At 70.3% G+C, this 11,670-nt stretch carries 12 protein-coding genes and 1 riboswitch; of the genes, 5 read left to right on the top strand and 7 right to left on the bottom strand.

Annotated features, from left to right (window positions below; all coding sequences use genetic code 11):
• Positions 1–246: 246 nt before the first annotated feature.
• Genes AC07SQ_RS24970 through AC07SQ_RS24945 form a run of 6 tightly spaced genes read right to left on the bottom strand, consistent with a single transcriptional unit; the run spans position 247 to position 6,828 of the window.
• Entirely contained in the window at positions 247–1,029 is a 783-nt protein-coding gene (locus AC07SQ_RS24970; RefSeq protein WP_495271432.1) for an ABC transporter ATP-binding protein, read from the bottom strand.
• A complete protein-coding gene (locus tag AC07SQ_RS24965; RefSeq protein WP_095747588.1) occupies positions 1,026–2,036 on the bottom strand; it encodes a FecCD family ABC transporter permease in 1,011 nt (336 codons plus the stop codon). The genes AC07SQ_RS24970 and AC07SQ_RS24965 overlap by 4 nt, the downstream gene beginning before the upstream one ends.
• Positions 2,037–2,041: 5 nt before the next feature.
• Positions 2,042–2,908, bottom strand: coding sequence for an ABC transporter substrate-binding protein (locus AC07SQ_RS24960; protein ID WP_495271615.1), 867 nt, complete (start codon positions 2,906–2,908; stop codon positions 2,042–2,044).
• 11 nt (positions 2,909–2,919) lie between these two features.
• The gene (locus AC07SQ_RS24955; RefSeq protein ID WP_159271953.1) at positions 2,920–3,501 is read right to left on the bottom strand and encodes a bifunctional adenosylcobinamide kinase/adenosylcobinamide-phosphate guanylyltransferase; all 582 of its coding nucleotides are present in this window, start codon (positions 3,499–3,501) and stop codon (positions 2,920–2,922) included.
• A complete protein-coding gene (locus AC07SQ_RS24950) occupies positions 3,488–4,885 on the bottom strand; it encodes a cobyrinic acid a,c-diamide synthase CobB (RefSeq protein ID WP_307693769.1) in 1,398 nt (465 codons plus the stop codon). The genes AC07SQ_RS24955 and AC07SQ_RS24950 overlap by 14 nt, the downstream gene beginning before the upstream one ends.
• The gene (locus tag AC07SQ_RS24945; protein ID WP_495271433.1) at positions 4,870–6,828 is read right to left on the bottom strand and encodes a TonB-dependent receptor domain-containing protein; all 1,959 of its coding nucleotides are present in this window, start codon (positions 6,826–6,828) and stop codon (positions 4,870–4,872) included. Before AC07SQ_RS24945 ends, AC07SQ_RS24950 begins: the two co-directional genes overlap by 16 nt.
• A gap of 72 nt (positions 6,829–6,900) precedes the next feature.
• A riboswitch (cobalamin riboswitch) is annotated at positions 6,901–7,141 on the bottom strand.
• Positions 7,142–7,273: 132 nt separating this feature from the next.
• On the opposite strand from AC07SQ_RS24945, the gene AC07SQ_RS24940 reads away from it, so the two are divergent.
• From AC07SQ_RS24940 to AC07SQ_RS24925, 4 genes are all read left to right on the top strand, one after another.
• Complete coding sequence (locus tag AC07SQ_RS24940; RefSeq protein ID WP_495271434.1) at positions 7,274–7,501, top strand: DUF904 domain-containing protein; 228 nt, start codon at positions 7,274–7,276, stop codon at positions 7,499–7,501.
• Positions 7,498–7,842 carry a cell division protein ZapA gene (locus tag AC07SQ_RS24935; protein ID WP_495271435.1) on the top strand — a complete coding sequence of 115 codons (345 nt, stop codon included), beginning with the start codon at positions 7,498–7,500 and terminating at the stop codon, positions 7,840–7,842. The genes AC07SQ_RS24940 and AC07SQ_RS24935 overlap by 4 nt, the downstream gene beginning before the upstream one ends.
• A gap of 292 nt (positions 7,843–8,134) precedes the next feature.
• Positions 8,135–8,962, top strand: coding sequence for a sulfite exporter TauE/SafE family protein (locus tag AC07SQ_RS24930; RefSeq protein ID WP_062480530.1), 828 nt, complete (start codon positions 8,135–8,137; stop codon positions 8,960–8,962).
• 73 nt (positions 8,963–9,035) lie between these two features.
• A complete protein-coding gene (locus AC07SQ_RS24925) occupies positions 9,036–9,461 on the top strand; it encodes a universal stress protein (RefSeq protein ID WP_390344227.1) in 426 nt (141 codons plus the stop codon).
• Positions 9,462–9,506: 45 nt separating this feature from the next.
• On the opposite strand, the gene AC07SQ_RS24920 is transcribed toward AC07SQ_RS24925, so the two are convergent.
• Positions 9,507–10,472 carry an AraC-like ligand-binding domain-containing protein gene (locus tag AC07SQ_RS24920; RefSeq protein WP_095745101.1) on the bottom strand — a complete coding sequence of 322 codons (966 nt, stop codon included), beginning with the start codon at positions 10,470–10,472 and terminating at the stop codon, positions 9,507–9,509.
• A gap of 177 nt (positions 10,473–10,649) precedes the next feature.
• Between AC07SQ_RS24920 and AC07SQ_RS24915 the strand changes: the two genes are divergently transcribed.
• Positions 10,650–11,654, top strand: a complete 1,005-nt coding sequence (locus AC07SQ_RS24915) for a carbon-nitrogen hydrolase family protein (RefSeq protein WP_492695968.1) — start codon at positions 10,650–10,652, stop codon at positions 11,652–11,654.
• The last annotated feature ends 16 nt before the right edge of the window (positions 11,655–11,670 follow it).

Raw genomic sequence — 11,670 nt, 5'->3', positions numbered from 1 at the left:
TCCCTCCGCGAATGTCCCCCGGGCTTCGCCCTCCTCCTTGATTTCGCTGCGGGAAGCACCCAGTGTCCTGCGCACACTGAGCGCGGTCGTTGTGCTGCTCGATCAACAGCTGCACTGCCCCACGCTCACGTCGATGGGGCGCCTTGCGCAGCGAAATCAAGGAGGAGGCCGCAGGCCGGGGAACATTCGCGGAGCAAGGTGCCCCGTCGGCGGGAGCGCGCCCTGAATGACTTGATGCGCGAAGCTTCATAACGGCAACGCGATCCATTGCTCTGCCACGCGATGCACGCGAATGCGATGGTCGAACACCTGCTCCAGCGCCTGGTGAGTCTCAGGGTCGGAACAAGCACCGTGATGCGTCACCCTCCCCCGGTTCATCACCACCAGTTCATCCGCAGCCAGCGCCATCGGCAGTTCGTGCAGCACGCTGACCACGGTGCGGCCTTCCGCCACCAGTGCACGCGCCGTCTGCATCCAGTCCGCCTGATGCGGCGGATCGAGGTTGGCCAGCGGCTCGTCCATCAGCAGCAGTTCAGCCTCGACCGCCAGCGCACGCGCCAGCAGCACGCGCTGGCGTTCGCCGCCGGAGAGCTGTCCCAGCGGACGGTCACGCCAGTCCCAGGCCTGGGTGCTGCGCAATGCGCGCTCCACGGCATCGCGATCGGCTTCGCTAGGCGCAGCCAGCCAGCGCTGGTGCGGCAGGCGCCCCAGCATGGCGACGTCGTAGACCATCAGGTCGTCGGCGCTGCCCTCGCCCGTGCCGCTCTGGCCCAGCCACGACAGGCGCCGTGCGCGCACGCGGGCCGGCACGGCAGCTTGCGCCTCGCCGAAGAGCCGCACTTCGCCGCGATGTGCGAGCAACCCAGCCAGCGCTTTCAACAACGTCGACTTGCCGGCGCCGTTCGGCCCGACGATGCTGGTCCAACGACCAGCCGCGAGCGACAGGTCGATGCCGTGCAGCACCTCGACCGACCCGAGCGTGGCGCTGAGGCCATGCGCTTCGAGCGCGGCGGATGGCGTGCGACTCATAGGCCACCTCCCTTCGCGCCGCGCCGGTGCATCAGCCACAGCAGGTAGCTGCCGCCGAGCACCGCGGTGAGCACGCCCACCGGAAGCTCTTGCGGCGCGATCAGCCAACGCGCCAGCAGGTCGGCCGCCATCAGCAGCAGCCCGCCCATCAACGCCGACAGCACGATCAGCCGCGCATGCGTGGTCTTGACCACCGAGCGCACCAGGTGCGGCGCGGCCAGGCCGACGAAAGCAATGAGGCCGGTCTGCGCGACGGCGGCACCAGTCGCCAGCGCCAGCACCGCCACCAGCGCGGCGCGCATGGCGCCCAGCGGCAGGCCCAGGCTACGCGCCGTGGCCTCGCCCAGCGCCAGGCCGTCGAGCACCGGCGCGAGCGCCCAGGCCAGCAGCAGGCAGGCCGCGCCGACCGCCGCCATCACGGCGCAGGCGGCCCAGCCGACCAGCCCAGTACTGCCGAGCACGAAGCCCTGCAGCGCCTGCAGGATGTCGGCCGAGGCGATAGTGATGAGGTCCTTGGCGGCGCCCAGCACCACGCCGACGATCACGCCCGCCAGCAGCAGCCGCAGGGTCTGCTGCACGCCGCGCGCCAGCGTGAGCGTGAGCAGCACCGCGGCCACCGCGCCGACAAAGGCCGCGCCGGTGAGCCCCAGGCGCATCACCCATTGCGTGCTGGTGACGGAACCGCCGAACAGCATCAGCGCCAGCGCCACGGCCAGCGACGCGCCCGAGGCGCTGCCCAGCAGGTACGGATCGGCCAGCGGGTTGCGGAACAGGCCCTGCGCCACCGCGCCCGCAAGCCCGAGCAGCGCGCCCGCCAACCACGCGCCGAGGGTGCGCGGCAGGCGAATGTCCCACACGATCTGCAGCGCCACCGGGTCGTGCCGCGCGGACAGCAGGCTCTGGAAACCGGTGCTGCCAATGCCCAGGCCGAAGAGCAGCAGCGCCGCGCCCAGCACCAGCAGGCCGGCACCGAGCAGCAGCACGCGACGCAGGTGCGCGGAATGCATGCCGCTCACCTCCCCTTGTCCGCCAGGCACTGCGCCATCAGGCGCGCAGCCTCGTCCATGCGCGGGCCGGGGCGCACGACCACGTCGGTCTGCTCGGCGTCGAAGCGGCACACGCGCCCTTCGCGCACCGCGCGGATGCCGCCCCAGCCGGGTCGCTGCTCCAGACCCATCGCGCTGCGCACGCTGACCATGATGAGGTCGGGGTTCGCGCGCACCACGAACTCGGGGTTGAGCTTGGGAAAGGGGCCGAGCGACGCCGGCACGATGTTCTTCACGCCCAGCCGCGCGAGCGTTTCGCCGATGAAGGACGAATCGCCCGCCGCGTACGGGCCGGTGTTGACCTCGAAGTACACGCGCAGGCCCTTGGCGCTGGCCGGCAGCGACTGTGCCGCGGCCGACACGGCCGCATCGATGGCGCGCCACACGGCGGGCGCCTCGTGCGTGCCGAGCACCTGGTCGAGCGCGCCCAGCACGCGGCGCACGTCGGCATGGCTCCTGGGTTCGAGCACGATCACTTTCAGGCCCAGTGCCTCGAGCCGCTGCGTGACGCGCGACGATCTGGCGAGCAGCACCACGTCGGGCTTGAGCGCGACGATGGCTTCGACGTTCGGGTCGATCCCGCCGCCGAGCTGCGGCAGCGCGCGCACCTGCGCGGGCGAGTTGGAATAACGGTCGACGCCGATCAGGCGGTCGCAGGCGCCGAGTGCGCAGACGCCTTCGGTCAGCGACGGCAGCAGCGAGACGATGCGCTGCGGCGGTTGCGCCAGGTGCACGGTGACGCCGCGCTCATCCACCACGTCGACGGCCTGCGCCGCCTGCGCGCCCACCAACAGGGCGAGCCCGAGCAACGACGCGCGCAACCAGGTCTTCATGCGATCGAAGCTCATGCGCCGGGCGCCTTCAGCGTCAGCGGCAGGCCGGCGACCATCAGCGTCGCGCGGTGGCAGGCGGCTGCCACGTCCTGGTTCAGCCGGCCGAGCACGTCGACGAAGGCGCGGGTCTCTCGGCCCAGCGGGATCACGCCCAGGCCGATCTCGTTGCCGACCAGCACCACCGGCCCGCGCGCCTCGCGCAGCGCGATGAGCAGCAGCGTGGCGTGCGCCGAGGGCGTGCGTGTGACCACGGCGGCGCCTTCGGTGCGCAGCGGCATCAGCAGGTTGGTGAGCCACAGCGTGAGGCAGTCGACCACCACGAGCGTGTCGGGCGCGCTCTGCGTGACGATGGCGCGCCCCAGCTCGATCGGCTCCTCGAGGGTCTGCAGACCGGGCACGCGCTCGGCGCGGTCGGCCTGGTGGCGCGCGATGCGCTCGCGCATCTCGTCGTCGTGGGCCTGCGCGGTGGCGATCAGCACCGCGCGGCGCGATGCGGGCCCGGACGCCAGCCAGTCGGCCGCGCGCTGCTCGGCGCGGCGCGACTTGCCGCTTTTCTGGCCGCCGAGGATGAATTCGTGCTCAGTGAGGGGCATCGGGGGGCGCCTGTGCGGCGTGGCTGTCGAGTTCGAGGGGCATGGCGCTGAAGAGCCGCGCGGTCGCTTCCGGGCTGGACGCGAACCACGCATGGAAGTAGCTCGCACGCACGGGGCCGTGCACGTACAGCGCCTCGCCGCCGCGCGTGCCGACGGTGCGCGCGGCGGGCGCGAGCGGCGTCTCGCAGCGCGAGTAGTGGAAGGTGTGGCCGCGCAGGGCATGCGCGCCCAGGTCGAGCTGCTGCGGGCCGAGGCCGGCCAGCCGCTTCTGCATCACCGCCCGCCCCGGCAGCACGCCCCAGAGGCGGTGCACGTCGGTCGGCTCGGCGTCGTCGCGCGTGGCGAGTTCGTCGAACAGCGCCATCATGCCGCCGCATTCGGCCCAGATCGGCTTGCCGGCCGTGACGTGGTTGGCGAGCGAGAGCCGCAACCGGTCGCTGGCCGACAGCACGGCCGCATGCAGCTCGGGATAGCCGCCGGGCAGCCAGGCGGCATCGCAAGGCGGCAGCGGTTCGTCGGCCAGCGGCGAGAAGAACGCGAGCCGCGCACCGAGGGCTTCGAGCACCTCGAGGTTGGCCGGGTAGATGAACGAGAACGCCGTGTCGCGCGCGATGGCGATGGTGCGTCCGGCCAGCAGCGGCGCGACGGGCGCCGTCGGCGCGGGCTCGAAGCGCACCTGCGGCAGCTGCCCGGGCGCGCGCTGCCCCAGCGGCGTGGCGGCGAGCACGTCGGCCGCGGCATCGAGCCGCACCATCGCGTCGCCGAGCTCGGCGGCGCCGACCAGCCCCAGGTGGCGTTCGGGCAGCGCGAAATCGGCGCTGCGCGGCAAGGCACCGAGCCAGTCGCCGGGCTCGCGCAATGCGTCCTTCAGCATGTCGGCATGGCGCTCGCCGGCCACGCGGTTGGCCAGCACACCGGCCCAGGGCAGGCCCGGGCGGAAGTTCTGCAGGCCGTAGGCCAGCGCGCCGAAAGTGCCGGTCATGGCCTGCGCGTCGATCACGGCCAGCACCGGCAGGCCCAGGCGCTCGGCCAGCTCGGCCGCGCTGGGCGTGCCGTCGAACAGGCCCATCACGCCTTCGACGATCACCAGGTCGGCCTCGCTCGCGGCGGCATGCAGGCGCGCGCGGCAGTCGGCCTCGCCGGTCATCCACAGGTCGAGCGAGTGCACCGGTGCGCCGGTGGCCAACGCGAGCCAGTGCGGATCGAGAAAGTCGGGCCCGCACTTGAAGGCCCGCACGCGGCGGCCCTGGCGCACGTGCAGCCGCGCGAGCGCGGCCGCGACCGTGGTCTTGCCCTGCCCCGAGGCCGGCGCGGCCACGAGCACCGCGGCGCAGGTGACGGCTGCGCCGGGCGAAGAGCGGCGGGTGTTTACTGCGGAGTCCACTTGAGTCCGACGTACGCGGTGCGGCCCCCGGTGGCGTAGAGCCGTGCGAACTGGTAGTCCTTGTCGCCCACATTGTCCACGCGCGCCACCAGGTTCAGGTCGCGCGTGATCTGCTTGCTGGCCGACAGGTTCAGCAGCGTGTAGCCGCCGAGCTTGACGGTGTTGGCGGCGTCGTCGTAGCGCTTGCCCGAGCTCTGGACCTCGGCGCCCAGCGTCCAGCCGGCGATGCGCCAGTCGGCGCCCAGCGTGCCGTGCGCCCGTGCGCGGCGTGCCAGCAGGTGGTCGGTGGCGAGGTCGCGCGGGTCCTGGTAGTCGAGCGAGGCGCGCAGCGTGACGTCGCCGATGCGGTGGCCGCCCGTGAGCGTCACGCCCTGGTAGCGCGCACGCGCCGTGCTGGCGTAGCAGCCGAACGACGACTGGCAACCCTTGGCGCTGCCGTCGAACACGATGAGGTTCTGCACCCGGTTGCGGTACAGCACGATGCCGGCCTGCGTGGCGCCGGCCGTGTACTGCAGGCCCAGCTCGACGTTGCGGCTCGATTCGGGTTGCAGGCTCGCCAGGCCGTACTCGCTGAAGCGCTGGTACAGCGTGGGCGCGCGGAACGCGGTGCCGGCCGACACGGTGGCGCGCAGGCTCGGCGTGATCGCGTAGCCGTAGGCGGCGCTGCCGGTGGTCTTGCCGCCGAACTCGCTGTCGTCGTCGTGGCGCACGTGCAGCTGCAGCGAGTGCGGGCCCTTCACGTAGCCGTAGCCCAGTGCGGCGGCGTTCTGCGAGCGGTCGCGCGAGAACAGCTTGGCCGAGGTGGTGGGCGCGTTTTCCAATGCGTCTTCGCGGCGCTCGAGCGTGGCGGTCACCAGGTGCGCGCCGAAACGGAATTCGTTCTGGAACAGGTAGCCGCGCAGGCGGGTCTCGGTGCGATAGAACGAGGGCTGGGTCTTGTAGACGGTCTGCGAATCGGTCACCTGCAGGCGGGTGCTGTAGATGTCGTTCCACTTGGCCGACCAGGTCAGGCCGGCGGTGCGCAGTTCGTTGGTCGACACGTCGTTGCGGAAGGTGATCGGCGGCTTGGTGCGAAAGCTCACCGACGGGTCGTAGGCCGCCTCGGTGTTGCTGGTGAGCAAGGTGGCGTCGATGCGCTGGTCGGGCGTGATCTGGAAGCCCAGCTTCAGGTTGCCCGAAGTGCTGCGGTAGCCGTCGCGGTCGGGGTTGGTGAAGCCGTCTTTCGAGGGCGTGCGCTTGGCGATCGGCTGGATGTTGAAGCCCTTGCTTTCTTCATGCGCCACGCCGAACGAGTAGTCGAGCAGGCCCGACTTGCCGCTCACGCCGCCTTCGATCTTGCGCAGGCCGTGGCTGCCGAAGCCGATGCCGGCGTAGGGCGACACGCCCTCCTCGCCGCGCTTGGTGAAGAGCTGGATCACGCCGCCCACGGCGTCCGAGCCGTACACCGCGGCGGCCGGGCCGCGCAGCACTTCGATGCGGTCGATCTGCGCGAGTGGAATGCCTTCCCAGCCGGCACCGCCGGTCGACTGCGAATCAATGCGCACGCCGTCCAGGTAGACCGCGGTGAAGCGCGATTCGGCGCCGCGGATGAACACGCTGGTGGCGTTGCCCACGCCGCCGCTGCGCGATATCTCCATGCCGGGCAGGCGCGCCAGCACGTCGGCCACGCCGGTCGCGCCGCTGCGCTCGATGGTCTTGCGGTCGATGACGGAGACATCGCCCACCAGGTCCGACAGCGCCTGCGGCGTGCGGTTGGCGGTGACGACGGTCTCGTCGAGCGTGGCAGATGCTGCTGCTGCGGCGGCGGCTTGCGCCTGCGCGGCCAGCGGCACCAGGGCCAGGCCGCCGAAGGCCGAGGCCAGGGCGAGCGTCAGCGGCAGGCACGCGGGACGGTTGCGGCGCACGCTGGCGCGGCCGCTGGAGAGGGAAACACAGGAAATCATGGGGTGAACCGAACGAACTTCTATGCCCTGGCCGGCTTCCCCGCCGGCGCCATGGGCGTCATGGCTGCCGATGCGGCAGCCGCCTTGTTGGCCGGTATCCGGGCTGGCAGATCGACCCTTTGCCGCCTTCCCAGGCACCTGTTTCAGGGCGCCCAGTGGCTGGATGGAAAGGGGTGACGCGTTGCGGCGTCGTCTGCTTGACCGTTGCGGGGGCAGCGCAGGCGGCTTCGGCCCCGGGGGGCGTCCACTCCTGCTTCCCGTTGAACTGCGCCGTGCGAACCACGCCGCGAGCACCAACGGGCAGGATTTTAGGCCCACGGGGCGGGCACGCCACACCGGGTTTGATCACGGACCGCGCAGGCCCCAGAATCTCGGCCACGTCCGGTGCGCGCCCCGCGCGGTGCGCCGGATGTTCCGAATTCCCGGGAAACTACAATCGCCAACCATGCCCGCCTCCAGCCCCATCGACCAGATCGCCGAGCGTGTGGAACGCCTGCTCGTGCGTCACGAAGAGGTGCAGCGCACCAACGCGCTGCTGCAGGAACAGGTCGATGCGCTCACGCGTGAACGCGACGGCCTGAAGTCGCGGCTCACCGCGGCCCGCACCCGCCTCGATGCCCTGCTCGAACGGCTGCCGGCCGAACCCCCTTCCGAAGATTCCCATCACGCATGAAGCAGATTGAAGTACAGATCATGGGCCAGAGCTATTTGCTCGGCTGTCCCGACGGCGGCGAAGCGCAACTGCGCGAGGCCGTCGACCGCGTGGACGCGGCCATGTGCAAGATCCGCGACGCGGGCAAGGTGAAGGCACGCGACCGCATCGCCGTGCTCGCCTCGCTGAACCTGGCTTTCGATCTCGCGGCCCAACAGGCCAGTTCTGCCGCTGCTGCCGCGGCACCGGCCTCTGCGGTTGCCAGCAGCACCGAAGAAACCGCCGCCGACACCGACCCGAAGGCCGCCCAGCTCATTCAGAGACTCGATCAGGCCCTGGCAGGCGATGGACATTTGCTCTGAGGGCACGCGGCCCGGCACATCCGGGGCGTAAAATCCGTTTTGTCTGCAGACGTGTCGGGCTTAATATTTCCTTGTTCCAATGCTCTCCGGAGCCGGGCTTGGTACATCGCTTGACGGGCGTGATCATCTCGCGTCAGATGAACCCGAAGTCCTGCTGCCCTCGCCCACCTGAACCCTGGTTCAGGATGCGGGTCCGGCACACCATCTGCAGACACCTTTTCCCGCCACGGCCCCCTGCTTCACCGCACGGGGCCGTTGCTTTTTCAGCCGCTCGTTCTTTCCCCATCCTCCCGTGAACCTCGCCGCCCTGCTCGACCCGCTCCTGATCGCCGAACTCGCCGCGCTCGGCCTGGGCACCGGTTTCCTCGCCGGCCTGCTGGGCATCGGCGGCGGCATGCTGATGGTGCCGTTCATCACGATCATCATGGGCCAGCGCGGCGTGCCGGCCGACCTGGCGGTGAAGATGGCGATCGCGACCTCGATGGCGACGATCATCTTCACGTCGGTATCGAGCGTGCGCGCGCACCACAAGCGCGGCGCGGTGCGCTGGGACATCGTGCAGCGCCTGGCACCCGGCATCGTCATCGGCAGCCTTGCGGGCAGCCTGGGCGTGTTCGCGCTGCTCAAGGGCACGGCGCTGGCCATCTTCTTCGCGCTGTTCGTGGGCTTCTCGGCCACGCAGATGTTCCTCGACAAGAAACCCAAGCCCACGCGCCAGATGCCCGGCACCGGCGGCCAGCTCGCGGCGGGCGGCACCATCGGCTTCATCTCGGGCCTGGTGGGCGCGGGCGGCGGCTTCATCAGCGTGCCGTTCATGACCTGGTGCAACGTGGCGATCCACAACGCGGTGGCGACCAGCGCGGCGCTGGGCTTTCCCATTGCGGTGGCCAACGTGCTGGGCTATGTGCTCAGCGGGCAGTCGGTGCAGGGCCTGCCGGCCGGTGCCTTCGGCTACATCTGGCTGCCCGCACTCGTGGTGATCGCGGCCTGCAGCGTGTTCACCGCGCCGCTGGGCGCCAGGGCTGCGCACAGCCTGCCGGTGAAAAAGCTCAAGCGCGTGTTCGCGAGCATCCTGTACCTGCTGGCCGCCTACATGCTCTGGAAGGGCCTGCGCGGCTGAGGCATATCAAACACCCCGTGGCTTTCCTGTGCCATCCTATGCGGCACTTGTTCACAGTCGTAGAAGGAAAGCCATGAAAATCCTCATTGCAGTCGACGGCAGCGCCTACACGCAAAAGGCCCTCAATTACCTGCTCGCCAACCGCACCATGTTCGTGGACGGCCATGAGCTGGTGGTGGTCAATGTCTGCACCGGCATCTCCGGCCACGTGGCGCGCCACCTGAGCAAGGAAATCGTCACCGAGTACTACGCCGAGGAAAACGCCAAGGTGCTCGACCCGGTGAAGGCCTGGTTCGCCGAGAAAGGCGTGGCCAACTTCACCGCCGACGCGCGCCACGGCCACGCGGCCGAGGAAATCCTCAAGTCGGCCACCGAATCGAAGGCCGAGCTGATCGTGCTGGGCACGCACGGCCACGGCATCCTGGGCCGCGCGCTGATGGGCTCGGTCGCGACCAAGGTCGTGGCCGAGACCGACATCTCGGTGCTGCTGGTCCAGTAAGAAGACCCGGCCACCGCGGCGACGGCCGATGCGCCGTGGCCGCGGTCATTGCGGCGAACGCTGCTGCCGCCATTCGCGCGGCGAACACCCGAAGCGCTCGCGAAACGCGCGGCTGAAATGCGCCGCGTCGTTGAACCCCCTCCCGTACGCGATCTCTCCCACGGGCCGCCCTGCCAGGCGCGGCTCCAGCAGGTCGCGGCTGCATGCGTCGAGCCGGCGCTCCCAGATGTACTGCGAGGGCGTCAGCGGCTCGCTCTTGAACACGCGGTGGATGTGGCTCACCGACATGCCCAGCTGCGCCGCCAGCGTGCCCACCGACAGCGTCGGATCGGCCAGCTGCTCGTCGATGCGCTGCTTCACGCGCGCGAGGTGGTACGCCGTGAGCTTGCTGAGCGCCGGTGCGTGCGCCGCGGGCAGCGTCTGCAGGCCGGCCACGAGGATGTTCTGCACGCCATGGGCCACCGCCAGCGCCGAGGCCGGCTGCAGCGCGTCGAAGTCCTCGCGCAGCGTGCGGATCATGCCCAGCAGCAGGTGCCCCGCGCCCTCGCGCCCCGACACGGTGGTGGCCGTGAGCGCCTCGGTGTCGCGCAGTTCGCTGCGCAGCCGCTCGCCGGGCAGCTTGAGCACGATCTGCTCGAAGGGCTGGTCGAACAGCAGCTGGTAAGGCCGCGTGCTGTCGTAGAGCGCAAAGTCGCCGGCGCCGAGCACGGCGTCGCGCCCGTCCTGGCGCACCACGCCCTGCCCGCGCGCCTGGATGCTCACGAGAAAACAGTCGTCACTCGACGCCGCGATGTGGCCGGGCGTGCGCATCACCTTCTGCGCCCGCGAGGTCACGACCGACATGCCGAGGCCGGGCAGCGCGTGCTGGCGGATGCTGCCCTCGAAGTCGCCGCCGTCGCCGGTGCGCACCGCGTCGCATTCGAGCTGCACGTAGACATTGCAGATCATGTCGGTCCAGTACGCGAGCCGCTGGTCGCGCGGGACGGCATCGGTGCTGAGCAAGGGGGTCATCGGGGTCCTCGGAAGGCCTTCGCAAGGCACATGCAACGCTGGAACAAGAACGCCGCCAATCCGGGTCAAGGCGTTCCGGCGGCGCGAATTTACGCTTCATGCAACCCGCATGCCACCGCGCAAACCCGGTGCGCACGGCGGGGATTTCGTTACGTTCATTGCCCCGGAGAACACCCCATGCCGACCACCGTCCACCCCAAGCTCCGCGTCGCCGCCGTGCAGGCCGCGCCTGTTTTCCTCGACCTCGACGCCACCATCGACAAGACCATCGACCTCATGGCGCAGGCCGCGAAACAGGGCGTGCAGCTCATCGCCTTTCCCGAGACCTGGGTGCCGGGCTACCCGTGGTGGGTCTGGCTCGATTCGCCGGCCTGGGGCATGCAGTTCGTGCAGCGCTACCACGACAACTCGCTGGTCATCGGCTCGCCCGAGTTCGAACGCCTGCAGGCGGCGGCGCGCCAGCACAAGATCTGGCTCTCGCTCGGCTACAGCGAGAAAGCGGCGGGCAGCCTGTACATCGCGCAGGCGCTGATCGACGACCAGGGCCGCACCGTGCAAACGCGCCGCAAGCTCAAGCCCACGCACGTGGAACGCACCGTGTTCGGCGAAGGCGACGGCGCCGACCTGCACGTGGTCCAGACGCCGCTGGGCAACATCGGCTCGCTGTGCTGCTGGGAACACCTGCAGCCGCTGAGCAAGTACGCGATGTATGCGCAGAACGAGCAGATCCACTGCGGTGCATGGCCGAGCTTTTCGCTCTACCGCGGCGCGGCCTACGCGCTGGGCCATGAGGTCAACAACGCCGCGAGCCAGGTGTATGCGGTCGAGGGCGGCTGCTTCGTCATCGCACCCTGCGCCACGGTGTCGAAGGCGATGAGCGAGCTGATGTGCACCGACGACGGCAAGCGGCAGATGCTGGGCGTCGGCGGCGGGCATGCGCGCATCTACGGCCCGGACGGTTCGCCACTGGGCACGCCGCTGGCCGAAGACGCCGAAGGCCTGGTGATCGCCGACATCGACCTCGGCATGATCGCGCTCGCCAAGGCGGCAGCCGATCCGAGCGGTCACTATTCGCGGCCCGACGTCACGCAGCTGCTGCTGAACAAGACGCGCCGCACGCCCGTGGTGGTGCAGCTCACGCCGGAGCCCGAGGGCAGCGTGCCCGAGCCGGTCGTGGCCTGAGCCGACCACGGAGCCG

Source organism: Variovorax sp. GW821-FHT06D12, assembly GCF_059419205.1.
Note: the sequence above shows the minus strand (reverse complement) of the source record. Positions and strands in the feature narration are given on the sequence as shown.

Coding starts and splice junctions, on each gene's coding strand:
- AC07SQ_RS24970 (WP_495271432.1), bottom strand. CDS start 1,029: ATGAGTCGCACGCCATCCGCCGCGCTCGAAGCGCATGGCCTCAGCGCC.
- AC07SQ_RS24965 (WP_095747588.1), bottom strand. CDS start 2,036: ATGCATTCCGCGCACCTGCGTCGCGTGCTGCTGCTCGGTGCCGGCCTG.
- AC07SQ_RS24960 (WP_495271615.1), bottom strand. CDS start 2,908: ATGAAGACCTGGTTGCGCGCGTCGTTGCTCGGGCTCGCCCTGTTGGTG.
- AC07SQ_RS24955 (WP_159271953.1), bottom strand. CDS start 3,501: ATGCCCCTCACTGAGCACGAATTCATCCTCGGCGGCCAGAAAAGCGGC.
- AC07SQ_RS24945 (WP_495271433.1), bottom strand. CDS start 6,828: ATGATTTCCTGTGTTTCCCTCTCCAGCGGCCGCGCCAGCGTGCGCCGC.
- AC07SQ_RS24940 (WP_495271434.1), top strand. CDS start 7,274: ATGCCCGCCTCCAGCCCCATCGACCAGATCGCCGAGCGTGTGGAACGC.
- AC07SQ_RS24935 (WP_495271435.1), top strand. CDS start 7,498: ATGAAGCAGATTGAAGTACAGATCATGGGCCAGAGCTATTTGCTCGGC.
- AC07SQ_RS24925 (WP_390344227.1), top strand. CDS start 9,036: ATGAAAATCCTCATTGCAGTCGACGGCAGCGCCTACACGCAAAAGGCC.
- AC07SQ_RS24920 (WP_095745101.1), bottom strand. CDS start 10,472: ATGACCCCCTTGCTCAGCACCGATGCCGTCCCGCGCGACCAGCGGCTC.
- AC07SQ_RS24915 (WP_492695968.1), top strand. CDS start 10,650: ATGCCGACCACCGTCCACCCCAAGCTCCGCGTCGCCGCCGTGCAGGCC.